The organism is Telluribacter humicola, assembly GCF_017355935.1.
GTDB lineage: Bacteria > Bacteroidota > Bacteroidia > Cytophagales > Spirosomataceae > Telluribacter > Telluribacter humicola.
Genome location: NZ_JAFIQT010000002.1, coordinates 900,980 through 926,185 on the forward strand (window position 1 = coordinate 900,980; position 25,206 = coordinate 926,185).

The 25,206-nt window shown below is 50.5% G+C and carries 22 protein-coding genes; 17 read left to right on the top strand and 5 right to left on the bottom strand.

Annotation, left to right across the window (positions count from 1 at the left end):
- Nucleotides 1-8: 8 nt before the first annotated feature.
- The 7 genes from JUB14_RS14955 to JUB14_RS14985 all read left to right on the top strand — a co-directional run bounded on the left by JUB14_RS14955 (nucleotide 9) and on the right by JUB14_RS14985 (nucleotide 9,053).
- Nucleotides 9-1,169, top strand: coding sequence for a DUF4856 domain-containing protein (locus JUB14_RS14955; protein ID WP_207507098.1), 1,161 nt, complete (start codon nucleotides 9-11; stop codon nucleotides 1,167-1,169).
- Between the two features lie 89 nt (nucleotides 1,170-1,258).
- Nucleotides 1,259-2,401 carry an imelysin family protein gene (locus JUB14_RS14960; RefSeq protein ID WP_207507099.1) on the top strand — a complete coding sequence of 381 codons (1,143 nt, stop codon included), beginning with the start codon at nucleotides 1,259-1,261 and terminating at the stop codon, nucleotides 2,399-2,401.
- A gap of 27 nt (nucleotides 2,402-2,428) precedes the next feature.
- On the top strand, nucleotides 2,429-3,778 hold the full coding sequence (locus JUB14_RS14965; protein WP_207507100.1) for an HTTM domain-containing protein: 1,350 nt from the start codon (nucleotides 2,429-2,431) through the stop codon (nucleotides 3,776-3,778).
- Entirely contained in the window at nucleotides 3,759-6,197 is a 2,439-nt protein-coding gene (locus JUB14_RS14970; RefSeq protein WP_207507101.1) for a TonB-dependent receptor, read from the top strand. Before JUB14_RS14965 ends, JUB14_RS14970 begins: the two co-directional genes overlap by 20 nt.
- A 262-nt stretch (nucleotides 6,198-6,459) precedes the next feature.
- Entirely contained in the window at nucleotides 6,460-6,858 is a 399-nt protein-coding gene (locus JUB14_RS14975; RefSeq protein ID WP_207507102.1) for a LexA family protein, read from the top strand.
- A 3-nt stretch (nucleotides 6,859-6,861) separates the two neighbouring features.
- Complete coding sequence (locus JUB14_RS14980; protein ID WP_207507103.1) at nucleotides 6,862-8,139, top strand: Y-family DNA polymerase; 1,278 nt, start codon at nucleotides 6,862-6,864, stop codon at nucleotides 8,137-8,139.
- 482 nt (nucleotides 8,140-8,621) lie between these two features.
- Complete coding sequence (locus JUB14_RS14985; protein WP_207507104.1) at nucleotides 8,622-9,053, top strand: response regulator; 432 nt, start codon at nucleotides 8,622-8,624, stop codon at nucleotides 9,051-9,053.
- 303 nt (nucleotides 9,054-9,356) lie between these two features.
- On the opposite strand, the gene JUB14_RS14990 is transcribed toward JUB14_RS14985, so the two are convergent.
- Nucleotides 9,357-9,773 carry a response regulator gene (locus JUB14_RS14990; RefSeq protein WP_207507105.1) on the bottom strand — a complete coding sequence of 139 codons (417 nt, stop codon included), beginning with the start codon at nucleotides 9,771-9,773 and terminating at the stop codon, nucleotides 9,357-9,359.
- Between the two features lie 775 nt (nucleotides 9,774-10,548).
- Between JUB14_RS14990 and JUB14_RS14995 the strand changes: the two genes are divergently transcribed.
- From JUB14_RS14995 to JUB14_RS15015, 5 genes are all read left to right on the top strand, one after another.
- The gene (locus tag JUB14_RS14995) at nucleotides 10,549-10,950 is read left to right on the top strand and encodes a nuclear transport factor 2 family protein (protein WP_207507106.1); all 402 of its coding nucleotides are present in this window, start codon (nucleotides 10,549-10,551) and stop codon (nucleotides 10,948-10,950) included.
- On the top strand, nucleotides 10,950-11,555 hold the full coding sequence (locus tag JUB14_RS15000; protein ID WP_207507107.1) for a GNAT family N-acetyltransferase: 606 nt from the start codon (nucleotides 10,950-10,952) through the stop codon (nucleotides 11,553-11,555). The genes JUB14_RS14995 and JUB14_RS15000 overlap by 1 nt, the downstream gene beginning before the upstream one ends.
- 35 nt (nucleotides 11,556-11,590) lie before the next feature.
- Nucleotides 11,591-12,490 (top strand): carbon-nitrogen hydrolase family protein, encoded by a 900-nt coding sequence (locus JUB14_RS15005; RefSeq protein WP_207507108.1) that lies wholly within the window; start codon nucleotides 11,591-11,593, stop codon nucleotides 12,488-12,490.
- 290 nt (nucleotides 12,491-12,780) lie between these two features.
- Nucleotides 12,781-13,023 carry a hypothetical protein gene (locus JUB14_RS15010; RefSeq protein ID WP_207507109.1) on the top strand — a complete coding sequence of 81 codons (243 nt, stop codon included), beginning with the start codon at nucleotides 12,781-12,783 and terminating at the stop codon, nucleotides 13,021-13,023.
- A 392-nt stretch (nucleotides 13,024-13,415) separates the two neighbouring features.
- Nucleotides 13,416-15,122: a glycoside hydrolase family 15 protein gene (locus JUB14_RS15015; protein WP_207507110.1), complete on the top strand. Its 1,707-nt coding sequence runs from the start codon at nucleotides 13,416-13,418 to the stop codon at nucleotides 15,120-15,122.
- A gap of 54 nt (nucleotides 15,123-15,176) precedes the next feature.
- Here the strand turns inward: JUB14_RS15015 and JUB14_RS15020 are convergent, their stop codons facing one another.
- The gene (locus JUB14_RS15020; protein ID WP_207507111.1) at nucleotides 15,177-15,566 is read right to left on the bottom strand and encodes a nuclear transport factor 2-like protein; all 390 of its coding nucleotides are present in this window, start codon (nucleotides 15,564-15,566) and stop codon (nucleotides 15,177-15,179) included.
- A gap of 269 nt (nucleotides 15,567-15,835) precedes the next feature.
- Between JUB14_RS15020 and JUB14_RS15025 the strand changes: the two genes are divergently transcribed.
- The 3 genes from JUB14_RS15025 to JUB14_RS15035 all read left to right on the top strand — a co-directional run bounded on the left by JUB14_RS15025 (nucleotide 15,836) and on the right by JUB14_RS15035 (nucleotide 18,935).
- Nucleotides 15,836-17,518, top strand: a complete 1,683-nt coding sequence (locus JUB14_RS15025; protein WP_207507112.1) for a L,D-transpeptidase family protein — start codon at nucleotides 15,836-15,838, stop codon at nucleotides 17,516-17,518.
- A 157-nt stretch (nucleotides 17,519-17,675) separates the two neighbouring features.
- Complete coding sequence (locus tag JUB14_RS15030; RefSeq protein WP_207507113.1) at nucleotides 17,676-18,365, top strand: haloacid dehalogenase type II; 690 nt, start codon at nucleotides 17,676-17,678, stop codon at nucleotides 18,363-18,365.
- An 84-nt stretch (nucleotides 18,366-18,449) separates the two neighbouring features.
- Nucleotides 18,450-18,935, top strand: coding sequence for a vitamin K epoxide reductase family protein (locus JUB14_RS15035; protein ID WP_229367845.1), 486 nt, complete (start codon nucleotides 18,450-18,452; stop codon nucleotides 18,933-18,935).
- A gap of 4 nt (nucleotides 18,936-18,939) precedes the next feature.
- Here JUB14_RS15035 and JUB14_RS15040 read toward each other — a convergent pair whose 3' ends face one another.
- Nucleotides 18,940-19,689 (bottom strand): TIGR04283 family arsenosugar biosynthesis glycosyltransferase, encoded by a 750-nt coding sequence (locus JUB14_RS15040; protein ID WP_207507114.1) that lies wholly within the window; start codon nucleotides 19,687-19,689, stop codon nucleotides 18,940-18,942.
- Nucleotides 19,690-19,770: 81 nt separating this feature from the next.
- Between JUB14_RS15040 and JUB14_RS15045 the strand changes: the two genes are divergently transcribed.
- Both JUB14_RS15045 and JUB14_RS15050 read left to right on the top strand, forming a co-directional pair.
- Nucleotides 19,771-21,333: a hydroxymethylglutaryl-CoA reductase gene (locus JUB14_RS15045; RefSeq protein ID WP_207507115.1), complete on the top strand. Its 1,563-nt coding sequence runs from the start codon at nucleotides 19,771-19,773 to the stop codon at nucleotides 21,331-21,333.
- Between the two features lie 29 nt (nucleotides 21,334-21,362).
- Nucleotides 21,363-21,719 carry a SpoIIAA family protein gene (locus JUB14_RS15050; RefSeq protein ID WP_207507116.1) on the top strand — a complete coding sequence of 119 codons (357 nt, stop codon included), beginning with the start codon at nucleotides 21,363-21,365 and terminating at the stop codon, nucleotides 21,717-21,719.
- A 120-nt stretch (nucleotides 21,720-21,839) separates the two neighbouring features.
- Here JUB14_RS15050 and JUB14_RS27710 read toward each other — a convergent pair whose 3' ends face one another.
- Together JUB14_RS27710 and JUB14_RS15060 are read right to left on the bottom strand one after the other, a co-directional pair.
- The gene (locus JUB14_RS27710) at nucleotides 21,840-22,400 is read right to left on the bottom strand and encodes a hypothetical protein (protein ID WP_229367848.1); all 561 of its coding nucleotides are present in this window, start codon (nucleotides 22,398-22,400) and stop codon (nucleotides 21,840-21,842) included.
- A 545-nt stretch (nucleotides 22,401-22,945) separates the two neighbouring features.
- Complete coding sequence (locus JUB14_RS15060) at nucleotides 22,946-25,132, bottom strand: M3 family metallopeptidase (protein ID WP_207507117.1); 2,187 nt, start codon at nucleotides 25,130-25,132, stop codon at nucleotides 22,946-22,948.
- Nucleotides 25,133-25,206 lie beyond the last annotated feature (74 nt).

Sequence of the window (25,206 nt, forward strand, 5' to 3'; positions counted from 1 at the left end):
TGTTCTAAATGAAAAAGCAAACTTTACCCTTGCGCTCTGCATTAGTACTTGCTCTGTCGGTGATGGGAGTTACAGCCTGTAACAATGAGGTGGAGCCGAAAGAGAATCTCCGTTCCAGCATTGACTACACTAAACTTACCGCTACGACTCCTTACTCTTCCCTGTTTGTAGACCAAAACGGAGCCAGTACAGTAGATCTTACGGCTGGTAATGCCCGTATCAATATGTTCAGAGCGTGGGATGCTTACGCCAAGACAGTGACCGCTGCCGGTGCTACTACGCCTCTGGATGCCACTGTATTGAAGAACATGTATGCCAACTCAGGTAATCCCTTTACCGGCGACTACGCCAACTTGAACTCTACTGGTTTACAGCTACGCAGTGTTACGGCTGTTTCGGCGGCTGATCCTGAGAAAGATCGCAAACTCATTGATGAATCAATGGTTATGCTGGCTAATACCAGTAAGTCTGTAACGGCTGTTGCCGAAGCAGGAAAAGCCGGTAAGCTGGGTAACTACCTGGTAGATGCACAAGGTATCGAATGGGGACAGGTAATCGCCAAGTCGCTGATCGGAGCCTATCAATTGGACTACATCGGCAACGTACTCTTGAACGAAGGATTGAAAGCTGATAACTATACGCTGGTAGCTGGTAAGCCTTACACCCAACTGGAGCACAACTGGGACGAAGCTTATGCTAACTTTACTCTGAAGCCTGTATATGCCGGTGATGCTACTGCTACTTCAAACGGTGGAGAGACTTTCCTGGGTGCTTACGTATGGGAGTATAACAAAGAAGGATACCCCAAGATGCACCAGGCTTTCCTGAAAGGTCGTGCCGCTATCGTAAATAACGACGTAACTACCTACCAGGAGCAGGCTCGTATAATCCGGACCGAACTTGAAAAAGCTATCGCTAACGCCGCTATTGGTTACCTCAAAAAGACCCGCGAAAATGCTACTGATCCGGCTCGCCGTGCACACGCTTACAGCGAAGGACTGGGCTTTATCTACTCACTTCGTTATGCCAAAGTAGCGGGTGCTGATGCTGCTTTCTCGGATGCAATCCTGAACAGCCTGGCGTATACTACTGATGGTATGTGGAAAGTAAAGAATGACCAGATCGAGCAGGCTATCAAGACGATCAGTACCAAATTTGGGATCAACTAATAGTATTATAAGAATATAAGCTACTGCTAATGGAGCAGAGTGCCTTGCATGAGGTACTCTGCTTCTGTTTGTTGAAAGATCTATTCAATATGTTAAGACAACTGGTAAAAAATACCACCTACTTCTGTGTGATGCTGGCCATCATCTGGGCCTGTGGTAACGGAGGTGAAGAGCCTACACCCGGTACCGACACGGACAATATGGACCGGAAGGCTATGCTTACCCACATGGCCGATAACATCATCATTCCTTCCTACGATAATTTTAGGGTAAAGTTTGATGTCATGAAGTCCGCTTCGGACGCATTTGCAGCTACGCCTAATCAGACTACGCTGACTGCCTTTCGTAAGGCCTGGGAAGAGGCTTACATTGAGTGGCAGAAGGTAGAACTGTTTGATATTGGTCCGGGCGAGGTGCATACCATGCGCTACTACTTCAATATCTATCCGGCCGATGTACAAGGCATCGCTACCAACATAGCCAATCCCGCTTCGGATCTGGAACTACCTACTTCTTTTGCCCGTCAGGGTTTCCCGGCGCTGGACTACCTGATCAACGGGGTAGGAGCTACTGACGCCGAGATCGTAGATTACTATACCACCACACCGGAGGCGGCAGCCCGTCGTGCCTACATCAAGCGCGTCACCGACCGGATGAATAGCCTCCTGACTATGGTAATCAACGAGTGGAAAGGCAGCTACCGTGACTCCTTCATCAGCAAGACCGGCCTGGATATCAGCTCCTCTACTTCCAACCTGGTTAACAGCTACGTCATGCACTTTGAGCGCTACGTTCGTTCGGGTAAGTTTGGTATCCCATCGGGGGCCATGCTGAATGGGGTAGTGGCTCCGGAAAAAGTGGAAGCTTTTTATAAGAAAGATCTGTCACTGACACTGGCCAAAACAGCTCATCAGGCTGTCGTGGATTTCTTTAATGGAAAGAATGTAAAAACCGGCGAAACCGGTCCTTCCTTCAGTAGCTACCTCACCGCACTGGGCGCTAAGGATAGCAGCACCGGCAAGACGCTGGCTGAACTCATCAATGCCCAGTTCGCTGCCAGCAAGGCCAAGATGGATGCCCTGCAGCCTAATCTGTACAATGAGATCAAAACCAATAACCAGGCGGTAAAGGATGTATACACCGAGATGCAGAAGGCGGTCCGGATGCTGAAAGTAGACATGGCCTCTGCCATGAGTATCACCATTACCTACGTGGATAACGACGGCGACTAATCAGGAGGCAAAAGGCTCCGCTAGTACATGCAGAGATACTTACATACAACTACCTCCGCGGCTCCGTTAGCCGTTTTCAGGATCCTGTTCGGGCTCCTGTTGCTGGGGGGTATTGTACGATTCTGGAGTTACGGCTGGATCTATGAACTGTATATCAGGCCCAAGTACTTCTTCCCCTTTTACGGCCTTGAGTTTGTAAAGCCACTGGGAGAATTTACCTATATACTATTTGCGGTCTGTGGGCTATCGGCATTGCTGGTAGCCCTCGGGCTTTTTTACAGGCTGGCGGCGGCTACGCTGTTTCTGAGCTTTACGTACATCGAGCTCATCGACAAGACTACCTACCTCAACCACTACTACTTCATCAGCATGATGTGCCTTATGCTGATATTCCTGCCGGCCCATGTCTACTTCTCAGTGGATGCCTACCGCAACCCGAAGCTACGGGCCGATCAGGTACCGGCCTGGTGTCTGGATGTGGTAAAGCTGTTTGTGGGCTTTCTGTATTTTTTTGCCGGACTGGCCAAGCTCAACAGCGACTGGCTGTTGCAGGCCCAGCCGCTCCGGATCTGGCTACCGGCCCACAATGACCTGCCGGTAGCTGGTTTCCTGCTCAACTACACGTGGGTGGCCTACCTGTTTAGCTGGTTTGGCTGCCTGTACGACCTGAGTATTCCGTTCCTGCTCTGGAACCGCAGTACCCGTCCGTGGGCCTATGCGGCGGTAGTGGTATTTCACGGATTGACGGCTCTGCTGTTCCCGATCGGGATGTTTCCCTACGTCATGATTATGACGGCACTGATTTTCTTCTCCGCCGGTTTTCACCAGCGCATTATCAACTTCCTGGGCCGGATGCTACGGCTGCGGGGGGATCAATTGCTCCCGCGCAGGATCTACCGCATGCACCCGGCTTTGAACTATGTACTGGCTGGGGTATTTGTGGTGTTTTTTGCTACGCAACTGGTGCTGCCATTCAGGTACCTGCTGTATCCCGGCGAGTTGTTCTGGACCGAGCAGGGGTACCGGTTTTCGTGGAGGGTTATGCTGATAGAGAAGGCCGGCCATACTGAGTTTACGGTGCGGGACCAGGCTGGCAAAAAAGTAATTGTAAATAACAGTGAGTTCCTGACGCCCCTGCAGGAGAAGATGATGGCTACCCAGCCGGACATGATCCTGCAGTACGCCCACATCCTTCGTGACTATTACACGCAGCAGGGCTTTGACCGCCCGCAGGTCTTTGCCGACTCCTACGTAACGCTCAATGGACGCCTTGGGCGTCCCCTGATAGACCCTGAGGTCAATCTGGCTAATGAAACAGAAACATTCAGTCCCAAATCCTGGATTACCCCCTTCAACGATGAAATCAAAGGTTTTTAACTGCCTCCTCCTCTGTCTGCTTGCCACCTGCACGCTGGCACAGTCACCCTCCCAGACGGGAGTACTGGTAGGGGGTGTAGTTATTTCAAAAAATAGTAATACTCCACTATCCGGCTGTACCTTATATCTGGGAAACGGACAGCGTACTGCCAGCACTAAAACGGAAGGAGAGTTCCGGTTTGTAGACATCCCCAATGGTACCTATGACCTGCATGTTACCCATCCCGACTTCAAAGCCTACAAGCAGACGGTAAAGGTACAGGGGCAACCCATACAGTTACGGATTGAGCTGATGACACGCGACGAGAACCTGGATGAGGTACTGGTCAAAGAGAAGCAGGGGGAGCTGAGCTTTACCCGTATGCGGGGCGTGGAGAGTATGGGTATCTACGAAGGAAAAAAAACGGAGGTGATTCTGCCCGAGAAGCTTACGGCCAACCTGGCTACCAACAATGCCCGTCAGGTATTTGCCCGGGTGGCCGGTCTGAATATCTGGGAAAACGACGGAGCCGGTCTGCAGCTGAGCATCGGCGGGCGTGGCCTGGACCCCAACCGTACTTCTAACTTCAACGTACGGCAGAATGGCTACGACATCAGCGCCGATGCGCTGGGGTATCCCGAGAGCTACTATACGCCACCCATCGAAGCCGTAGGAAAGATCCAGATTGTACGGGGAGCGGCTTCATTGCAGTACGGTACGCAGTTTGGCGGCCTGCTGAACTTCGTGATGAAAAAGCCCGTACAGGACCGCAAGCTCGAGCTGACGGTTCGTCAGACGGGTGGTTCGTTTGGCTTCTACAACGGCTTTGTCAGCGCCAGCGGTACGGTAGGCAAGGTAAGCTACTACAGCTTTGCCCAGTACAAGCGGGGAGACGGCTGGCGGCCCAACTCCGGCTTCAACAACCTGAATCTCTTTGCGGATGTAGACTATAAGATCTCTGAAAATACCACCATAGGTATTGATGTTACCCACATGGACTACCTGGCTCAGCAACCGGGCGGGCTGTCCGACGCCATGTTTAGGCAGGACCCCCGCCAGAGCAACCGCGAACGCAACTGGTTTGAGGTAGACTGGAACATGATGGCCCTGCACTTTGATCATAAGTTCAATGCCTTCAATGAATTCAATCTGCGTGTGTTTGGTCTGGCGGCGCATCGCTACTCCCTGGGCTTCCGCCCCAACCGGGTAGCTACCGTCGATGATAACAGTGAGCGTGATCTGATCAAGGGAGAGTTTACGAACTGGGGCGCGGAGGCACGGTACCTGAAGCGCTACTTCGTCGGACCAGCCCAGTCGGTGTTGCTGATCGGCGCCCGCTACTACTCGGGCTACAATCATAGTATGCAGGGGCTGGGAAGTACTGGTAAGGGGGCTGATTTTACCTTTGTGGAGCCGGATCGGTTTATTACCTACGATTACAGCTTCCCGAACAAAAACGTATCCTTGTTCCTGGAGAATATCTTTTACCTCAACGACAAGCTCAGCCTGACACCGGGGCTGCGCTACGAGTATATTCATACCACCGCCAATGGATACTACGGCAGCATATCCCGTGATCTGGCCGGTAACATCATCACTATCCAGCGTACCGACGAGAGCCGTACCAACGGCCGCCAGTTCCTGCTGGGTGGCCTGGGGGTAAGCTACAAGCCTGTCCCGTACGTGGATGTCTACGCCAATGCTTCTCAGAACTACCGCTCCATTACATTCAGCGATATGCGAATTGCCAATCCTTCGCAGGTGATTGATCCGAACATGAAAGATGAAAAGGGGCATTCGGTGGATGTCGGGATTCGTAGCCACCAGACTCAATTCCTGAACTTCGACCTGAGTGCTTTCTACCTCAACTACAACAACCGCATCGGTGAGGTGCAGTTCTATGACGAGAGCAACCGTGTCATGCGGAAGCGGGGCAATATTGGTCAGGCTGTGATCATGGGAGTAGAGTCCTATGTAGAAGGCGATGTGCTGCACTACTTCCTTCCCCAGAAGCCGGAACTGAGCGGTGTGCTATTTACCAACCTGGCTCTGATCCAGTCGGAGTACCGGAATAGTGAGATGGTGGGCGTAGCCGGTAAACAGGTGGAGTTTGTACCTAAGGTAAATCTGAAGTCGGGACTGCGGATCGGGTACCGTAGCTTGAAGGCCTCTTTGCAGTACACACACCTGTCCGACCAGTTTACGGAGGCCACCAACGCGGTGGATGGCGGCGTGGCCGGAGTAGTAGGTGTCATACCGGCCTATACCATTATGGATGCCAGTGCTTCCTACGACTTTAAGCGTTTCCGGCTGGAAGGCAGCGTCAATAACCTGGCCAACACCATGTACTTCACCCGCCGGGCTACGGGCTATCCGGGGCCGGGTATCCTGCCTTCGGATGGGAGAGGGTACTACCTTACCCTACAGGTAAAGTTATAAGACGTACTTAGTATATTACTGCAACGGCAGCCCTACGAGTTGGTAGGGCTGCCATTTTTTTATGGCTGTCACTACAAGGATGTACCTATTGAAATCTGTTCAACCTTAGCGAGTTAGGCAGAAAGGCGAGCTCTGTTTTTAGATAGATGAGTGGCTGTGATAATTAACTATTGATTAAAATAAATAGACAAATGTGATTGATATTTGTTATAGTTGTGTAAAAAATAGAATATATAGCTAACATTTTTACACCTCTTAGACTATGCAAAAGACTACGATTCGTCTGCCGTTGTACGTTAGTCCGGTACAGGCCGGCTTCCCGTCTCCGGCGGACGACTACATCGAGCTGGACCTCGATCTGAACGATTACCTCATCGACAAACCTCATTCGACGTTCTGTGTGCGGGTCAAAGGCAACAGCATGGAAGGTACACTGATTCGAAAAGATGACATCCTGATTGTGGATCGCTCCAAGACTCCTACCAACGGGCGGGTCATTGTGGCCGCTCTGAACGGAGAGTTTACGGTCAAGCGGCTTTTGATTACCTCGGCAGGTGCTTTTCTGCAGGCCGAACATCCTGCCTATGATCCCATCCGTATCGAACCCGGCATGGACTTCCAGATCTGGGGCGTCGTCACCTATACCATTCATAAGCAATAAGCTATGTTCGCTCTCATTGACTGTAATAATTTCTATGCTTCCTGCGAGCGGGTATTTGATCCTACGCTGGAAGATAAGCCGGTGGTTATTCTTTCTAATAATGATGGCTGCGTCATTGCCCGCTCCAATGAAGCCAAGGCCTTAGGCATTAACATGGCCGCTCCGGCATTTATGATGAAGGAGGTACTGGAAAAACATCAGGTGCAGGTGTTTTCGAGTAACTATGCCCTGTACGGCAACATGAGCAACCGCGTTATGTGTACGCTGCACGAGCTGGTACCGGCCCTGGAGGTATACTCTATTGATGAGGCTTTTCTGGACCTGCGCAATATGCCCTACACAGACCTGGACAAGCTGGCCCGGCGTATTCGCAAAACCGTACGGCAGTATACTGGTATCCCCGTTTGTGTGGGTATAGCTCCCACCAAGACTCTGGCTAAATTAGCTAATCGCTATGTCAAGGAGTACACGAAAACGGGCGTATTCCTGATAGACAATGATCAGGTACGGGATCAGGCGCTGGCGGCAACGGCCGCTGGGGATGTTTGGGGAGTGGGGCGCCAGTACGGCAAGCTCCTGGAGGAGCATGGTATCTCTTCGGCGCTTGATCTGGCCCGAACCGATATAAACTGGATTAAGAAGCACATGAGCGTCGTGGGGGAGCGAATGGTACGGGAGCTGCGCGGAGAGCCCTGTTACGATCTGGACGAGCAGCCTCAGCCTAAAAAAGGTATCATTACCAGTCGCAGTTTTGGCACACCCGTGACCGACTACGCGATACTGCAGGAGGCTGTGGCCACCTTCACGGCCCGCTGCGCCGAAAAGCTACGAAAGCAAAAGTCAGCGGCTCACCTGATGCACGTATTTACCTTCACCAACCGGCACCGCCCCGACCAGCCCCAGTACTACGGCTCTAAAGTGCTACATCTGCCTGTCGCTACCAACTCGACCATGGAGATGATAGAAGTAGCCATGAGGGGCCTGAAACTCATATTCCGCAAAGGATATTACTATAAGAAAGCGGGTATCATGGTCAGTGGCCTCGTACCCGAAGACCAGGTACAGACCGATCTATTTGCCATGAATGAAAGAAAGCGGGAGCTGGACCGAAAAGCCCTGGTAGCCCTGGATAAGATCAACCGGCGCATGGGGCGCGATACGGTGCGGGTGGCTTTGCAGGGGTATAATAGCTCCTGGCACTTGCGTCAGGAGAGGAAATCACGCTGTTATACGACACGCTGGGCTGAACTGCTGGAGATAGGGGCCAATGAGCTACGGTAGTCACTACAAAAAATTCCCTACTGGCAAGGCCATTAGGGAATTCTATTAGTTTACCCACCTTTCAATAACTTTATAATTGTTATTAAAAAGTAGTGTAAATATACGTGATGATTATGTATAAGTAACGGGTATATAGTAAAACTATTTAATAGTTACAATTTATTCTTCTGCTTGTCTAGTACCAGGAGACGGTAAACAAACACCCGTATAAGCCTTAAGATCGTTGGGCAGGTGGAAGTAGGTAACTTTTTAAAATAGACCTTCCTGCACCTGTGAAGGCCATTTTCTGTATTTGTAACGATATTTTGGGTGGCGATGGTATGTATTTATCAAAAAGCTCCTCATGAGATTCCTCCTGTACGATATATAGCTTTTGGTTAATGAGAAGTGTTTTTGAGTAAGTCGCTGAAAACCATTGATTATTGTTTTGATATTTTATATATTTAGTGCAACAGCCTTCACACCTCTATCCAACTATACACATGACTACGACCTGCCTACTTATTGACGATGATGTCGATGAACATTTTCTCTTCGAAAAAGCTCTGCGCGATATAAATCCCGAGCTGGGATGTGTACTGGAAGATAACGGAAGGAAAGCCGTAGAAAAGCTTTATGTTGATCTGTCGATCAAGCCGGAAGTTATATTTCTGGACTTGAATATGCCGGGAATGGATGGAAAGCAATGTCTGGCCGAACTCAGAAAGATTGACCGCCTTAAAGAGGTACCCATTGTTATCTACTCCACCTCTTCCAATACCCAGGATGTGAACGAAACCCAAAAAATGGGCTCTGCCGGCTATATGGTCAAGCCTGACCATTATAGTGAACTGGTACAAACCCTAAATCGGGTTCTGAATGTCGTTACCCACAGCCATACCCACTTCTTTTTTAATAAGGATTCGCTAAACTAAACCGGCCTGACAGCCCTGCTGCCAGTTTAAGTCTCTTGGTGTTTCCAACTTATCACTTCTTTACTCCGAACAGCACTTAGCACTTCCCCGCTATCCGGGAAGAAGCATCGCTATGGGCAGCCAGCTAGCTATGCACAGGGCAGGCGGCTACTGGTAAGGTATCAGTCCGAAAACCACCGGCAGTAGCAGTACGCTTGTGGCTGATAGATAGATAATGAGAGTACTGGTCGGAGGCTGGTATTCTCTCATGTCCAGTAGCAGCAGGGTAAATCTTACACTGCTGCTACGGTATGTAAGGCGTATCTATACGAAGTGGTGCTTCAATTGCTCGTGGTTCTTTATCTTTTCGAGATCTTCGATGAAAAGAGGCTTGTTCCAGGCGTAAATAATGCCGGGGTACTCCTGAGCCTTATCCTGATCTTCGGGTTCGAGCGAATAGGTAAGTATGCAGATCGGAGTGTTGGGAAACTGTGGCTGGAACTTCTTGGAGAACTCATCCAGAAACTCCCAACCATCCATTACCGGCATAAAAATATCAAGGAAGATCAGGTCCGGTGCTACCCCTTCCTGGCTGGTAGCTAACTGATGGAAATAGTTTACCCCCTCCTGACCATTTTTCAGAGTGATTACATTCTCAGCAAAATGATTTCGGATAACTGTAAGCTTTATAAGTTCAAGGGTAGTTTCATCATCATCAATCAGCAACAAATTCTTAATCATAGTTTTTCTTTTAAGGAGGATATACGTGCAAAGGTGTTTTGCAGATTTTGGATCTGTATACAAAATACGCTGCAAAGGTAACGTTATAGCTGTTAAAAAAGAAATTAATAGTGGGTCTCTTTTTGTGTCTTAATGGGCACAAAAAGAGGGTGTTACAGGGTCAACTGGCTCCGCCGGATAGCTGCTACGGGCTTACACCGTTCTTATGGATTAATGTCTATTTTTTAGTATATATAATTGGCAGAAGAGGAACGAAAGAAGAGGTGGATCTGGTAAGGCTACCCCTGAAAAAATTTTACTGATAAAGAAGGTTGATTCTCAAAGAGTAGCCTGGATGATAGGAGCCGGATGGGCTGAAATGCGTCTTTGCAACTTGGCTGCCTCTACTGATTTGCCTAATTTCGGAGCAATGAAGCGTCAACTACGAAGCCGCCGTCGCAGACCGGGACCCCGACGTAGTACCCGTCGGACAAGCCGACGGCGAACTGGGATTTGGGGACCGCTCCGACTACTCGAATTTATAGGAAGAGTACTAATTGCATTCTTTGATAATCACTACTACTGATCGACCTGTTATAGGTCTGATTAACAGCCCTCAGAATACCCATTCTGAGGGTATTCTTCCCGGCAGTTCTACTTCCTGTTTAGCGCTTTCTATGACTATTTGCCCGTTTTTGGTACTTCGTACCTCAGGGGAAGAATGCAGGTACGCATGAACCGATTTGGATAGGGGGGTGTTCTGTTTTAAGTTCTCAGTTAATAAACTCTAACATAAATGACCGCTTTAGAAACCGTAAAAAACTACTACGACGCTTTTAATCGTCAGGATTGGGACGGAATGCTGGCCCTTGTAGATCCGGAAATCCGCCACGAGCCTAACCAGGGTGAGCCGCGTATTGGGATCGAAAAATTTACCGAATTTATGCGTAACATGGATGAAAGCTACGCCGAAACCCTGACGGATATGGTATTTATGACAGAGGCCAACGGCAACCGGGTTGCCGCCGAGTTTGTGGTGAACGGTACCTATAAGAAAGCTGAGGAAGGCTTACCTGCCGCGCATGGTCAGAAGTACGTGCTACCCGCAGCGGCGTTTCTGGAGGTAACTGCCGGTAAGATCAGTCGCGTAACTACCTACTATAACCTGACGCACTGGATTCAACTGGTTACGGAGTAATGGCGGTTTCCAAAGAATCACTCCATTATATAACCAAAGAAGGCAGGGCCATTGCAGAGTTATTTGACCCGCTGGCGGAGTTACGCATAGCAGTGTTCCGGGACTTTCCGTACCTGTACGAAGGCTCCGCCGAGTACGAAAAGACGTACCTGCAGACCTACGTAAAGTCGGAGCAGTCGATGTTGTTTGGAGTGTATGATGGAGCAAAGATGGTCGGGGCTACTACCTGTCTGCCACTTCGGGATGAAATGCCGGAGTTACAGGCCCCATTTATAGAATCAGGCTACGATCTGGACCGGATCATTTATTTTGGGGAGAGTCTGTTGCTACCTGAGTACCGGGGGCTGGGGTTGGGGCACCGTTTTTTCGATGAGCGCGAAGCCCACGCTCAGAGGCTGGCTCTCTACCGAACTACCTGTTTCTGTGCGGTAGAGCGGGACGAACATCATCCCGACCGACCGGTCAGCTACCGGAGCAACGACTCCTTCTGGCAGAAACGTGGCTACCGTAAGGTACCATCGCTGCAAGCTACCCTCGATTGGCCCGATATAGGCAAGTCGGAATCCACGCCCAAGACGATGACGTTCTGGCTGCGTGACCTGTAAATGTTGGTATTGTACCCGTTAAAGAGATATACGAGATGAAAGTAACGATTGCGGCAGCGCAATATCCTATAACTGAACATAAGACATTTGCCGACTGGCGTACCCATATCGAAGAGTGGGTGGCTGATGCGGCCCGGCAGCAGGCACAACTGGTGCTGTTTCCGGAGTACGGGTCCATGGAGCTGGTAAGTCTTTTTAATCCGGAGGTACAAACTGATTTGACCCGGCAGGTACGTGAGCTTGATTCGTTAAGACAGGATTTCTGCCAGGCGTTTGCTGATCTGGCCAGACAATATAACCTGATCATAGTGGCACCTACCTTGCCGGTGATCGAAGAGGGTAACCTGTTAAACCGTGCTTACGTGTTTTCTGCGAAGGGGATGGTAGGGTATCAGGATAAGTTTTTTATGACCCGCTTTGAAGACGAGGAGTGGGGGATCAACAGCGCCCCAAAGACGCTGACGTTGTTTGATGCGCCCTGGGGAAGCTTTGGTATTCAGATCTGCTTTGATGTGGAGTTTGCGCTGGGTTCGCAATGGCTGAGTGCAGCCGGGGCCTCGCTTATACTGGCTCCCAGTTGTACCGAATCCCTTCGCGGGTCTACACGGGTACACGTGGGAGCCCGGGCCCGGGCTCTCGAAAACCAAGCCTTCACCGTCGTATCCCAAACGATCGGCGTTGCTCCCTGGTCACCGGTCGTGGATGTCAACTACGGCTATGCAGCCTTCTATTGTACCCCCGATAAGGATATGCCCGAAGAAGGGATCATCAGTACCTATACGCCGCAGAAAGCGGGCTGGCTCGTGCAGACCCTGGACTTTACACAGATCGAGTCGGTACGTCAGGATGGGCAGGTATTTAACTTCAAGCACCACAGTCGACTGGCAGCCGGATTCGTAGATGAACCAGTCGAGGTCGTGAGGCGACAGGTATAGAAGTATATAGCATTACGGAGGCGGGACGACACAGTTGTCCCGCCTTTTTTCTTTCTGTATTAAGGTTCTGCAGTACATCACATTCTTCCACTAGCTACTCTTCCTTTGGCACGTCAATACTTCCTGTTTTTTAAAAACTACAGATACCAGATTAAACCTGTTTACGTTTTGTATGTCCAATTAGAGTAATTGCAAAATATAATGTAGGTTTTGTAATGAAGATCTATGTTTATATTATGCAGATTAAGTATATTTGAATGTAACCTCCTAACTGTATAATTGTAAGAATCATGAGTAATAATCCCTCCAATCCGTTGGATAAGCTGTTTGGGGCTATCCAGAATGTTAATGATGCATCCGAGAGAGTAGATCAGTACGTTAGAAAATCATTACCTCTATCGGAGATGGATAGTTTCCGTGAAAAATGCAAAACGCTGGACAGAGAAACTCTGCCCTGGTACCTTGAGTACTTCGAAGAACTGGAAATGTACGAACACTGTGCCGTAGTCAAAGAAACTATGGAGATGGCTTAGAAGCCTTCAATATATTTATAGGTTAAAAAGCAAAAGCCTATCCGTCAAAGCGGGTAGGCTTTTGCTTTCATAGCATTTACACATCTGGCTCTATAATGAGTTAGTAAGTAGCTTTTTGGAAATGATTTACGATCTATATTATTGACAGATGAATTAATTTGTAAACTACTGTCAGGCTGAGCGTACAGGGCCACCTGGCGGTTGAAGCCCTACTCGTCCTCGACCGCAGCGGGGGGCGCTCCGCCCGCTGCCGCTCCGCTCGGACTGGCACAAAGAAGCAGACTTTATAATTCAAATGAATAGGTTATAGGCTTGAATCCTGGTCTGAAAATACTCCTCTCTAAACCACTGGTAGCTATTTTGGTTGATATCACAGAGCTACCTTCGGTAAAATGACCAATATACAGGATTTAGGTATGGTGGGGGACAGACGTACCTGTGCCCTGATTGACAAAAAAGGCACCATCGTATGGTACTGCCCCCGACGCTTTGATGAACCTTCTTTATTCGCTTCGCTCCTGGATGCTGAAAAAGGGGGAGCCTGGCAACTGGAGCTGCCGGACATGGAATGTGAAAAGCGGACGTACCTGGAAGAAAGTGCCATCCTGCAGACCTTTTTTAAGGGTAAGGCCGGTCAGCTGGTACTGGAAGACTGGATGCCGCTGGTGAGTAGTTTTTATGGGATCTGCCGAAAACTCTCCGCGTCGCCGGTACCTTATACCATGCGCATCTATCCCAGGCCCAACTATGCCCGGCAGGCACCGCGGCTCGAAGGGGAAGGGACAACCCACGCTACCCTTGATTACGACTACCACTTCTACGCTTCGCATCCGATGGAGGTAGGCGATGGATCAGTTACCTGCCGGGTACCCGCCGGTGAGGAGGCTTGGTTTATATTCGCCGAAAAAGCCCTGGATCATCCGAAGGAGGTACTAGACCAGTCCCGGGAGCTTACCCTCGAGAACTGGCGTAGCATAGCCAGCCATGTTACCTACCGGGGACCTTACGAGGAGGAGGTACGTAAGTCGCTGCGCCAGCTCCGTATGCTTACCTATGTACAGAATGGCGGCGTCATTGCTGCGGCTACTACGTCACTACCCGAAGTGCTGGGCAGTAAACGTAACTACGACTACCGCTACGTATGGTTAAGAGATGCCGCTATGATTGTTAGCGCCCTGACGCGTGCCGGAAGCGACGGTGAAGAAGAACGCAAATTCCTGAGTTTTATATGCTCGGCTATGCATCGCATACCTGAGCCGGTAGTACCTATGCTTACCCTGGATGAGCAACCCGCCGGTACCGAGATAGAGCTCGATCTGGCGGGTTACCGCGACAGCCGTCCCGTTCGCTACGGGAATTGTGCCAATAATCAGCTGCAGCTGGATGCAAACAGTAATGTTATCTTGGCGGCCAAGCTAATCTATAACCATTTCGACACCCGAGAGCACTGGAGTACTGTTCAGAAACTAGCCAATTTTCTGGTCGAAAACTGGCAGCGACCTGATCATGGCCTATGGGAAGAAACGCGCCCCTTCCAGTATACCTCCAGCAAAGTAGTGGCATCAGTGTGTCTGAAGTACATTGCCGAGCAGTCGACGGATGCAGAGGAAAAGAAGCGCTGGCAGGATGCTTCCGAACGGATCAGACAGTATGTTGAAGAAAACTGTATGACCCCAGATGGAGCGTACGCGGTCTATGCGGGAAGTGATGATGTCGATGTGAGTGCTGTGCTATTCCCTATATGGGGTTTTATAGAGGCCGATACCCCCGCTATGCTGAAGACCGTCAAAAAGCTGGAAGAAGACTACTGCCAGAACCACCTCTACCGTCGTCACCTGGTTGATTTTGACTCACAGAAAGAAGGAGCTTTCCTGGCCGGGACTTTCTGGGTAGCGCAGTACTGGGTCATGCGAGGTGATCAGGAGAGAGTCCGGCAGATTATGGCTGCGGCTCTGCGCTTCATGAATGATGTGGGCATTATGCCGGAAGAGGGTGATCCCGTAACGGGCGAATGGCTCGGTAATCTTCCGCAGGCCTTTGTACACGCCTCACTGATAGGGGTGGTAGTTGACTATAAAAATTCTTTTTATAATAAATAACTACCGGATAAGTACGCTCAGTTTCATACCAAATGGCCAACCGACTATATTTTTTCAGAGCTCGCCACCTGCTGACGAATTTTTCTTTTTTACGGTATAGTAGATCGTCTGAACTTTGATTTTTCCGTTTTCAATCAGGAAGGAATCAGCACCATCCTCAATAGCTGTTTCCTTTGAATTTCCCGTCCAGTGCAGAAAGCAGACAGCCCCGTGGCACTGCTTGATTTTGTATTCATAGGTACCATCAGGCAGTTGTCGGGCCAGTAGAGCGGCGGCCTGCCTGACTCCATCATGACCATAAAAATTACCATAGTTAGTAAGCAGAACTTTATCCTCCGCCGCATTTCTTTGAAGGTCTTCTTCAAGCCTTTCTTCCTGTGCCAGCTTGAGGTGGTCCTCAAATACCTCATAGGAGTTGCGACTTTGCAATAGTCCATCTTCCATTGTGTAAGTGCCTGATTTATCTCCAAATTATCTTTCATCGGGTGCACAGAGGCACCATTGTTTTAACAGTAATAAGGTACAGGCTGTTCAATAATCTCTTCTGGCTACGTAGGCTGGAGATCTGCCGGTTAGGTAGCTCCGCTAATGGGCGCATCCCGCCTGTGGAGCCTGACTCTTTTTTTCTTCTGTTTACTTAGTAGGACAGTCTAGTGAGCTTAGAAACAGTGTTTTAGGGCTCTTATCTCTATGTCGAATTTAAATGTACACGTATGAAATTATCAACTATATATGCGCTTTTACTGGTGCTGGTCACAACTGTGGCTTGCGAGAAAGGCAAGGGCAAGCAAACTGAGCAGAATGGAGTGGCCCTGAGTGGTGGGTCAGAAATTTCCCAAAGCGACTTTAACTACCCCCAGGATGACGCCAGTAGTGTCATTAAGGAGTGGCTAGACTCTACCGGTATCAATCAGGACTTTCAGAAGATCAACGAGCAGCGCGTTGCTCCGGAGCTTTTTGCTTTTTATAGCAGTCGCGATTTTAGCCCCGCCTGGACCAAAGGCTCTGCAAAGGATTTATTGACTATAATTAATGAAATTGATCAGGAAGGGCTTAATCCGGATGCATTCCCGCACAACCAACTACGTAGCCTGATCGATAGCGCCAACAGCAAAGGGGCAGGCGCCGAAACCGGCGCCCGCATGGATGTGCTGCTATCGGCTACCTACCTCAAGCTGGCTGATATGATCGCTACCGGAAAGGTGAAGTCTGGTAAGCTATCTGATTCGTGGCATATAAAGCCTGAAAAACCGGACACCCTATTTACTCATCTTCAACAGGCTGTGCAGGGGCAGGTGGATGCTTCACTGGATAGCTTTAGACCAAGTCTGGCGCAGTACGACAAACTGCAGCAGCACCTGAAAACCTACCGCCGTATCATGGAAGAAGGAGGATGGCCTGCTATCGAGAAAGGGGGCGAGCTCTCGCTCGGCGATTCAAGCCAGCGGGTAGTCGCGATCCGCAAAAGGCTCCACATGACCGGTGACCTGACTACCGCCCCCGGGCAATGGCAGCGACCGGCCGTGTACGATTCATCTCTGATCAGTGCTGTGAACCGGTATCAGGCCCGCAACGGACTGGAGGTACAGCCCGAAATCACCAGCTCTATGGTGGAGGTAATGAATGTACCTGTCGAAACACGCCTCAAGCAGATCATGCTGAACCTGGACCGGATCCGCTGGTTCGCCTCCGGCGAAATGCCAAAGACGTATGTACTGGTGAATGTTCCGGAGTATAAGCTTCGGGTCGTGGAGAATGGCAATGAGATCAAACAGATGAAGGTAATAGTAGGTAAAGAAATGAACTCAACGCCGGTGTTCAGCGATATGATTGAACACGTCGAATTCTCCCCCTACTGGAATGTACCTAATAGCATCGCCAATGAGGAGTTGTGGCCCAAGATCAAGTCAAACCATAGCTACCTGAGCCGGAACCACTACGAAATCCTGGATGGCTGGGGACCCAATGCCGAGGTAGTCAGTCCTCGCAGGGTGAACTGGGGTAACTTGGATAGCTACCGCATCCGGCAAAAGCCCGGGCCCTGGAATGCACTGGGTAACGTGAAATTTATGTTCCCAAACGATTTTGCTATTTACCTGCACGATACTCCGTCTGATCATCTTTTTGAAAAAACGCACCGGGCGTACAGTCACGGGTGCATCCGGATCGAAGAGCCGGCCTGGTTTGCCGATTGGCTTTTCCCGCAGTTTAACCGCCAGCAGGTAGAGCAGAAAATGAGCAATCTGGAGCACGAGGTAGTAAAGCTGGATGAAAAGATACCGGTTTACATCTTCTACATGACAGCTTTTGAAGACAATAACGGGCAGGTAAACTTCCGGCAGGACATCTACGAACTGGATAAGCGCCTGACCTCGGAGTTTGATAGTGTACTCTAATAGAAGTAAAGTTGAGAAAGGGGGCTCCTGCACAGGAGCCCCTTTCCTTTTGCCTTAGCGGGAAAACTTATCAGGGTACAGCAGGTTAATAATTTGGCAGGCAGGCTCACCTAATAGTCCCTGCCACAACTGGTTGTTCACCTTTTACTATTGATCTATGCCTACCGCTCAACGTCTTACTAAACCCAAACTACTGCTGTTTGATGTCAACGAAACACTCCTGGATCTAAGTGAGATGAAGAGCCGAATGAACGAGACCATTGGCAATGAGTTCGCTTTTACGCACTGGTTTACACTGATGCTGCAGTACTCGCTGATCGATACCGTTACCAACCAGTACCACAGCTTCGGTGAGATCGGACACGCTACCTTCGAGATGGTAGAAGATATCTATGGAAATAAGATACCGGATGAGGAGGCGCAGGAGCTACTGGGCATGATCCGGCAGTTACCACCGCATCCGGATGTAGAGCCAGGGCTGACCATGCTCCGCGACGCTGGTTTTCAACTAGTTGCTCTTACCAATGGTGCCGACGAAGCCCTAGAGCAACAAATGGAATCATCCGGACTGGCCGGATACTTTGATTTTCTTTTCTCGGTTGATTCCGTCAAAAAGTACAAACCAGCTCCGGACCCCTACAGGTATGTGCTGAATGCGCTGGGTGCAAAGCCTTCCGAGGCCATGCTGATTGCCGCCCACGGCTGGGATATAACCGGAGCCGTACGAGCAGGATTGCAGGCTGGATTTATAGCCCGCTCGGGCAAGACCCTATATCCGCTGGCGCCTGAACCACAACTGGTTGGAGTCAGTCTGGTGGACCTGGCTGAAAAGCTCATTCGGCTATAAGGTACAGGAAGGAGGTAAACAAACCCAGGCACAGCTGGTTAAGAAAAAATGCTATACATATATCCACTAATCATATAAGAACAAATGATCACAGCAGAGGACAGATCCGTAATAGACGCCATGCGCGAAGACCGGAGTGAGGCCACAGAGAGTCGGCGTAAGATAGCGGCACTGGCCGCCACCGGACTGGTAGACTTTAGCTTTATATCCCTGTATCAGATGGGCTATATCAAGCACATGCCCGACCTGCCCGGGGAGCTATTCGACTCCGAAAAGGTTAATTCTTCCAAAGATGCCGTACTGCTGGGCATCCCAGATGGTCCTATCAGTCTGTTTATGTATGCAGCTACAATGCTGCTGGCTACGGCGGCTTCGCGTCGAACCCCTTACTCTAAGTATTTTGACCTCCTTATGGGAGGGATTGTACTGGGGCAGGCTGCCGGAGGGGCTCACTACCTCTACAACATGGTTAAGGTGCAGAAAAAGGTATGTCTATACTGCGTAGCAGGAGCCATGTTGAACTTCGCGGCCGTCAAGCCTCTATTTGATCTCTATAAGGCCAGAAAGTAAGCCACTACCGGATATCCGCGTAGAACCTTTTTAGCTTCTCGGGGGAGTAACCTACTCCCCACAAAAAACCTACGTACAGATAGATGGCATTGGCCCGCCAGAACCCCCACTTCGCCACTCGCCGGTCCGACGACTCCACGATGCGGTTGACCTGTCGTATCCGGCCGTACCGGACCAGCTTCAGCATCAGGTCGGCTTCTTCCATGATGGGAAGGCCGTCAGTATAGCCGCCACAGGCCATGAACTGCTCTCGACGACAAAATATCACCTGGTCACCAAACAGCAGCCGGGCCCCCTTAAAAAAGAACAGATGTGGCCGGAACAGAAGGGGGGCGTAGTAACTCTTGATATAGTTATGGAAGGACGTAATCCAACAGGTACGCAGGGGGCCGCGCATCAGGGATATAAAGCCCCCGGCGGCTGTACGGGTATCAGTCAGTGTCCGCCGGATTACCAGCAGGGCGTCGTCGGGTAGGGTAGTATCGGCGTGCAGGAAGCACAGGATGTCACCAGAGGCGGCCCGGGCACCCCGATTCATTTGGGTAGCACGACAGGCTACTTCTGATTGTACCAGTTTCAGGTAGGGCATTTCCGGCTGTTTTGCCATAACCCATTCCAGCGTACGGTCAGTACTCCCCCCGTCAGCCACAATCACTTCGTAAGGGGCGGGCGATAGCTGTCGTATCAGCCGCAACGTACGGGGCAGCGCCGTTTCTTCATTGAAGGTAGGGATTATAATAGAAACCGATATCACGGAGTATGGGCCGTTTGGTAGTACCTGATAAACTAAGTTCGGGTAGAAGGGTTATACTTACCTAACCTCATCCCTCAGTTCATGTTCAAATTTCTCCCGAATGTACTGTTAAAGCAACTCTACACCCGTAACAGTCTCCGAAATACAATCGATGGATTTTCTTTCTCCCTAAAAAACCGCCTGGCCGACGCCCGGTTTACGGGCTTGCAGCAGGCACTCATTGATGGCCGCGAGTACCCGGCCGAGGCGTTCACTCTGGAACCGGACGGAGGGGAGGAGGTACAGGTCAGTAGCATATCAGGAGAACATCCCCTGTCGTTCCCGCTGCGCCGGTCAGTGCTGGTGAGGGCCCTGGGTATGCAGCTACCGGAAGGAAAACATACCTTGGAAATAACGCTGTATACTGAGCCCTTTGGTACACTTACCCTCAAAGTGGAAGACGAGCTACAGACATCTGAGACTGAGTCGGAATCCACGGTGGGCATCCCCCGTGATGCGTTAGATGATTTTACACCGGAAGCTATCCGCCAGCGGCAGCGGTATATGCAGGAATTTACATCAACGGAGCCCAGACATCTTGCCAGTTACTCCTTTGAAGCCGGAGCCGTAAGAGGCAACTGTGAAAACTTCATCGGCGTAGCCCAGGTACCCATCGGACTGGCCGGTCCTCTGCTGGTGAAGGGTGAGTATGCGCGGGGGGAGTACCTGATCCCGATGGCTACGACGGAAGGTACCCTGGTGGCCTCCTACAACCGGGGCATGAAGCTGATCAACAAGAGTGGGGGAGTAACCTGTACCATTCAGGATGAGGGCATGCAGCGGGCTCCGGTGTTCCAACTGGCTAATGCCCGTGCCGCCCGTGATTTTGTGAGGTGGATAGAGGAGCACCAGGCCGAGCTCCGGTTTGAGGCGGAGATTACATCCAACTACGCCAGGCTCATCTATGTAGACAGCTATCTCAACGGGCGGCTGGCTTTTCTGCGGTTTGGGTACACGACCGGCGATGCCGCCGGACAGAACATGGTCAGTAAGGCTACGCTGTCAGCCTGCAACTGGATACTGCAGCACTACGAAGGCATCGAGCATTTCTATCTGGAGTCCAACATGGCTACGGATAAAAAGCCCTCGCAGATCAATATCCTGAAAACAAGGGGGAAACGGGTAACGGCTGAGATCCTGATTCCGCGCGACCTGCTGGTACGGGAGTTGCAGGTCGAGCCCGAAACACTGGATCGTCACGCCCGCATCGGCCACGTAGGATCGTTGCTGTCGGGTACCAATAACAACGGTCTTCATTCGGTCAATGGACTGGCGGCCTTATTTATCGCTACGGGACAGGATGTCGCCTGTCTGGCCGAGTCATCGGCGGCCATTACCTACTCTGAGATTACGCCGGTAGGGAATCTGTACGCCTCCGTGACGCTGCCATCCCTGGTCGTGGGTACCTACGGGGGAGGTACCGGCCTGCCCACCCAGCGCGAATGCCTCGAGCTGATGGGCTGCTACGGTGCCGGAGGAGTCAACAAACTGGCTGAGATCATGGCCGGGGTAGTGATAGCGGGTGAACTGTCACTGGCCGCCGCTATCTCATCGCTTGACTGGGTGTCTAGTCACGAAGCCAGTCGCAAACAAAATGAAAATTAGGTGGTACTACTAATAAAACACGTTGAACAATGGTAAAGTACCTGGATACAGATAAAAAAGACCTGGTGGCCGTAGTCGTATCGGGCACCCTGGAAAAAGAAGACTACACCCAGCTGATTCCCCATGTAGAAGCAAAGATCCGTCAGTACGGGAAGATAAACCTGTACTGGGAAATGAATGGTTTTGAAGGCTGGAATATGGCCAGCGCCCTGCAGGACCTGAAACTGGATATCAAGCACGCCAATGATTTCAGGCGTGTAGCGATGGTCGGCGCTAAGAAATGGGAAGACTGGCTCACCCAACTCATGAAGCCATTCAGCGATGCCGAGGTAAAGTTCTTCGACCCTGAAGAACGTGAGCTGGCCATGGTCTGGGTACAGGAATAGTACCTGGAAGTGGAATTAAAAGCAGAGGCCGGTTCAGCATGCTGAACCGGCCTCTGTATTAGATTAGATAGGTAAGTAGATCTGGTATAGTATCGGTATCGTTAGGAAGAGAGCCTTCCATCAGGCAAAAATGCTGGGATTGGTGAAGTCCCCTGATTGCCAACATACGTCGCGCCGACGCAGCGACTGGACTATCCGGATGATTTCTTCGGCCTGTTTTCCCTGCTCCCCGATGCTGGCCTGGTTGTAGTCCTGCTGACGGGCAGGTTCCCACTCAAACAGTTCCGTTTTGGCATCGTAGATACCGATGGGTGTACGTTCCTCGTCGGTGGTCAGACTTTCCAGTTGAGCCAGCGCCTGTTGAAAGGTGGCGCAGCCCATATGATGGTACTGGTCATGACGCTGGTAGAGTACCGAAAACCGGTTCTTATCCCCGTTAGATTCCAGTAGCTGGCGTTGTTTTGCCTCAACTGTTATCGTTGTCGGTGTCATATGGGTAATGTTTTTATCTACCGATGAAGACAACAGAGGCAGACAGTTGTCGCCGTATGGTGTCAGTTGGCGGTTAATAGACTCGAACACCCGGGCGTGTTTATTTATATAGACGAAAAAATACTTCCTGATGGTCCGGCTAAGTCCCCTGCGAGCCACTTTGCCTGCATATATTTGAATCAGTTCCATAAGCTTTTTATTTAAAGGGATCTCGAGCCAGTCAACCTCCACAAGAGATTGAATAAGGCGGCTGCTTGGGTGTATTTATTAAAATAATACAAGTAGTAGTTGCTGATGAGCAACCGATGTAGCAGCCTGATTTATCTGGACTTCTGATCTTTCTTATTCTTTGTTGGTGTTAAAATAATACAATTAGTAAAGTAAATAGTCCGATACTTGTTCTTACTGCTTCTATCTAATCATTAAGTTTAACGGCCTTTGTAAAGCTATGGTTTATAATAAGTTAGCATATTTGGGGGCAGGGGGCTATATTCTTTATATGACACCGCGTATATCTTTATATAGTACTAGAATGAGTAACGGGAGTACCCGTATGTGGGGTCAGTAAAAAGAGTTGGCTTAGATGGAGAAGTGGTGCTGGTACTTATATGTTACAATAGAAAAGTTATATAGTTATATTAGGTTTGTCATTCCTAATGTGTTTACTAACTGGCACAAAAAACACCCTACTCCTTCGTGGAGTAGGGTGTCAATAACAGCTCTTATAGGTTGCTTTACTTTTGAAAGCCGCGCTTCCGCATCAGTGCATCTACTTTTGCGTCGCGTCCGCGGAAGGAGCGGTATCCTTCCGCCGGATCGATGGTATTACCAATGGAGAACACATGCTTTCGTAGCCCCTCTGCTACCTCCTTATCGTAAGGGCCACCGGCTTCCGTAAAAGCACCAAAGGCATCGGCTGTCAGTACATCCGACCACAGATAGCTGTAATAGCCGGCCGAGTAGCTGTCACTGCTGAATATGTGCAGGAACTGCGGCGTACGGTGACGCATCACCAATTCGTTAGGCATCCCCAGTGCCGTCAGGGTTTCCCGCTCAAACTGGTCCGGATCTATCTTTTTATCGCCCGCCAGGTGCAGCTTCATATCTACCAGCGCACTGGACAGGTATTCCGTTGTAGCAAAGCCCTGGTTGAAGGTAGAAGCCCGCTCGATCCGCTCGACCAGCTCCTTAGGTATAGGCTTACCGGTTTGGTAATGTACCGCGAAGCGCTGTAGTACCTCCGGTGTCGATAACCAGTGCTCGAGTAGCTGCGAGGGGAACTCCACGTAGTCGCGAACCACGGCCGTACCGGCCAGTGATGGGTAGGTAACATTGGACGAAAGTCCGTGCAGCGCATGCCCAAATTCATGGAACAGCGTAGTGGCATCATCCCACGATATCAGTACCGGTTCGCCTTCTTTGCCCTTCACAAAGTTAGAGTTGTTGGATACGATGGTCGTTTCGTCACCATCCAGGCGCTGCTGCCGGCGGTAGGCGTTCATCCAGGCTCCCGAGCGCTTGCCCGGCCGGGCGTAAGGATCAAAGTACCATAGGCCTACGTGCTTGCCGGTTTCTCTATTGGTTACTTCCCACACCTTTACATCCGGATGGTACACTGGTACATTTGTTACGGGCTTGAAGTTAAATCCAAACAACTCACCGGCTACCCAGAACATCCCCTCCCGGAGCTTGTCCAGTTGCAGATACTGCTTTACCTCGTTCTGATCCAGATCGTACTTGTCTTTACGGACCTTCTCGGAGTAGTAGCGGTAGTCCCAGGGCTCTATCTTGATGTTAGCTCCCTCTTTGTTAGCGAGTGCCTGCATATCGGCTACTTCCTCACGTACCCGCGCTACGGCCGGTTTCCATACGGCTTCCATCAGTTCCAGAGCACGCTCCGGTGTTTTGGCCATGGTATTGTCGAGCCGCCAGTGGGCGTGGGTAGGGTAGCCCAGCAGCTTGGCCCGCTCGGCCCGGAGCTGTAGTATTTCGGTAATAATGGCGTTGTTGTCCTGCTGCCCGCCATTATCGCCCCGGTTTACAAACATCCGCCACGCTTTTTCGCGCAGTTGCCGGTTGTCCGCGTAAGTCAGGAAAGGATCTACCGATGAGCGCGTATTAGTGATGACCCAGGCATTGGGCTTTTTGCGTGACTCGGCTGCCGCATCCGCAGCCTGCCGGAGCGACTGGGGGAGTCCGGCCAGATCGGCCTCGTTCTCAATCACCAGTACCTGGTCGGTTTCGTCGGCGAGTACATTCTGGCTAAACTGGGTAAATAGTCCCGCCAGTTTCTGGTTGATCTCTGACAAACGTGCCTTGGCTGCATCGTCCAGTTTGGCGCCGGACCGTACGAAGTTATTGTAGTACACCCAGGCCAGGCGCTGCTGCTCCGGCGTAAGGTCTTTCTTTTGGGGTGAATTATAAACCGCTTCTATCCGATTGAAAAGAGCCTTGTTCTGCGTTATTTTATCAGAAAAAGCCGCCATACGCGGAGCCATTTCCCGCTGCACCGCCTGAAACTCCGGGCTATTCATCGTCGAACTCCAGACTCCGTATACTGTCTGTACCCGGTCGAGAGTCTGGCCGGCCCGCTCCAGGGCAGCTATGGTGTTTTCAAAAGTGGGCGCCTGCTTATTGGTGGCTATACGCTCGATGTCGGCCAGGTTTTCTTCCATGCCCGCCTCCAGGGTTGGCTTGAAGTCAGAGACTTTGACCTGATCAAAAGGAGGAACGCCACCATACGGCCCTTTCCATTCGGCCAGCAGTGGATTCTGAGTGGTAGTAGCTGATTGTGTTGTAGAGGTGGTACTGGTACTTGAGGTACTCATGGTATTGCTGGGTTTGGCACAATGTGTTAGGGTTAATACAGTAATGACGGGTACGGCCAGTACCTTGCCATAATAGGTGAATCTATTGCTCATAATAACTCTTCTTTAGTGATAAAATCCTGTCAGGACATCCTGTTGGGACAATCCTGTCAGGCTGACTATTTTCA

What these genes read in the sequence shown, in the direction of transcription:
- JUB14_RS15000 (WP_207507107.1), top strand. Translation starts at nt 10,950, where the DNA reads ATGGCGGTTTCCAAAGAATCACTCCATTATATAACCAAAGAAGGCAGG.
- JUB14_RS15020 (WP_207507111.1), bottom strand. Translation starts at nt 15,566, where the DNA reads ATGGAAGATGGACTATTGCAAAGTCGCAACTCCTATGAGGTATTTGAG.
- JUB14_RS27710 (WP_229367848.1), bottom strand. Translation starts at nt 22,400, where the DNA reads ATGGAACTGATTCAAATATATGCAGGCAAAGTGGCTCGCAGGGGACTT.
- JUB14_RS14965 (WP_207507100.1), top strand. Translation starts at nt 2,429, where the DNA reads ATGCAGAGATACTTACATACAACTACCTCCGCGGCTCCGTTAGCCGTT.
- JUB14_RS14990 (WP_207507105.1), bottom strand. Translation starts at nt 9,773, where the DNA reads ATGATTAAGAATTTGTTGCTGATTGATGATGATGAAACTACCCTTGAA.
- JUB14_RS14970 (WP_207507101.1), top strand. Translation starts at nt 3,759, where the DNA reads ATGAAATCAAAGGTTTTTAACTGCCTCCTCCTCTGTCTGCTTGCCACC.
- JUB14_RS14955 (WP_207507098.1), top strand. Translation starts at nt 9, where the DNA reads ATGAAAAAGCAAACTTTACCCTTGCGCTCTGCATTAGTACTTGCTCTG.
- JUB14_RS14985 (WP_207507104.1), top strand. Translation starts at nt 8,622, where the DNA reads ATGACTACGACCTGCCTACTTATTGACGATGATGTCGATGAACATTTT.
- JUB14_RS14995 (WP_207507106.1), top strand. Translation starts at nt 10,549, where the DNA reads ATGACCGCTTTAGAAACCGTAAAAAACTACTACGACGCTTTTAATCGT.
- JUB14_RS15025 (WP_207507112.1), top strand. Translation starts at nt 15,836, where the DNA reads ATGAAATTATCAACTATATATGCGCTTTTACTGGTGCTGGTCACAACT.
- JUB14_RS15005 (WP_207507108.1), top strand. Translation starts at nt 11,591, where the DNA reads ATGAAAGTAACGATTGCGGCAGCGCAATATCCTATAACTGAACATAAG.
- JUB14_RS14980 (WP_207507103.1), top strand. Translation starts at nt 6,862, where the DNA reads ATGTTCGCTCTCATTGACTGTAATAATTTCTATGCTTCCTGCGAGCGG.
- JUB14_RS14975 (WP_207507102.1), top strand. Translation starts at nt 6,460, where the DNA reads ATGCAAAAGACTACGATTCGTCTGCCGTTGTACGTTAGTCCGGTACAG.
- JUB14_RS15010 (WP_207507109.1), top strand. Translation starts at nt 12,781, where the DNA reads ATGAGTAATAATCCCTCCAATCCGTTGGATAAGCTGTTTGGGGCTATC.
- JUB14_RS15015 (WP_207507110.1), top strand. Translation starts at nt 13,416, where the DNA reads ATGACCAATATACAGGATTTAGGTATGGTGGGGGACAGACGTACCTGT.
- JUB14_RS15045 (WP_207507115.1), top strand. Translation starts at nt 19,771, where the DNA reads ATGTTCAAATTTCTCCCGAATGTACTGTTAAAGCAACTCTACACCCGT.
- JUB14_RS14960 (WP_207507099.1), top strand. Translation starts at nt 1,259, where the DNA reads ATGTTAAGACAACTGGTAAAAAATACCACCTACTTCTGTGTGATGCTG.
- JUB14_RS15035 (WP_229367845.1), top strand. Translation starts at nt 18,450, where the DNA reads ATGATCACAGCAGAGGACAGATCCGTAATAGACGCCATGCGCGAAGAC.
- JUB14_RS15060 (WP_207507117.1), bottom strand. Translation starts at nt 25,132, where the DNA reads ATGAGCAATAGATTCACCTATTATGGCAAGGTACTGGCCGTACCCGTC.
- JUB14_RS15030 (WP_207507113.1), top strand. Translation starts at nt 17,676, where the DNA reads ATGCCTACCGCTCAACGTCTTACTAAACCCAAACTACTGCTGTTTGAT.
- JUB14_RS15050 (WP_207507116.1), top strand. Translation starts at nt 21,363, where the DNA reads ATGGTAAAGTACCTGGATACAGATAAAAAAGACCTGGTGGCCGTAGTC.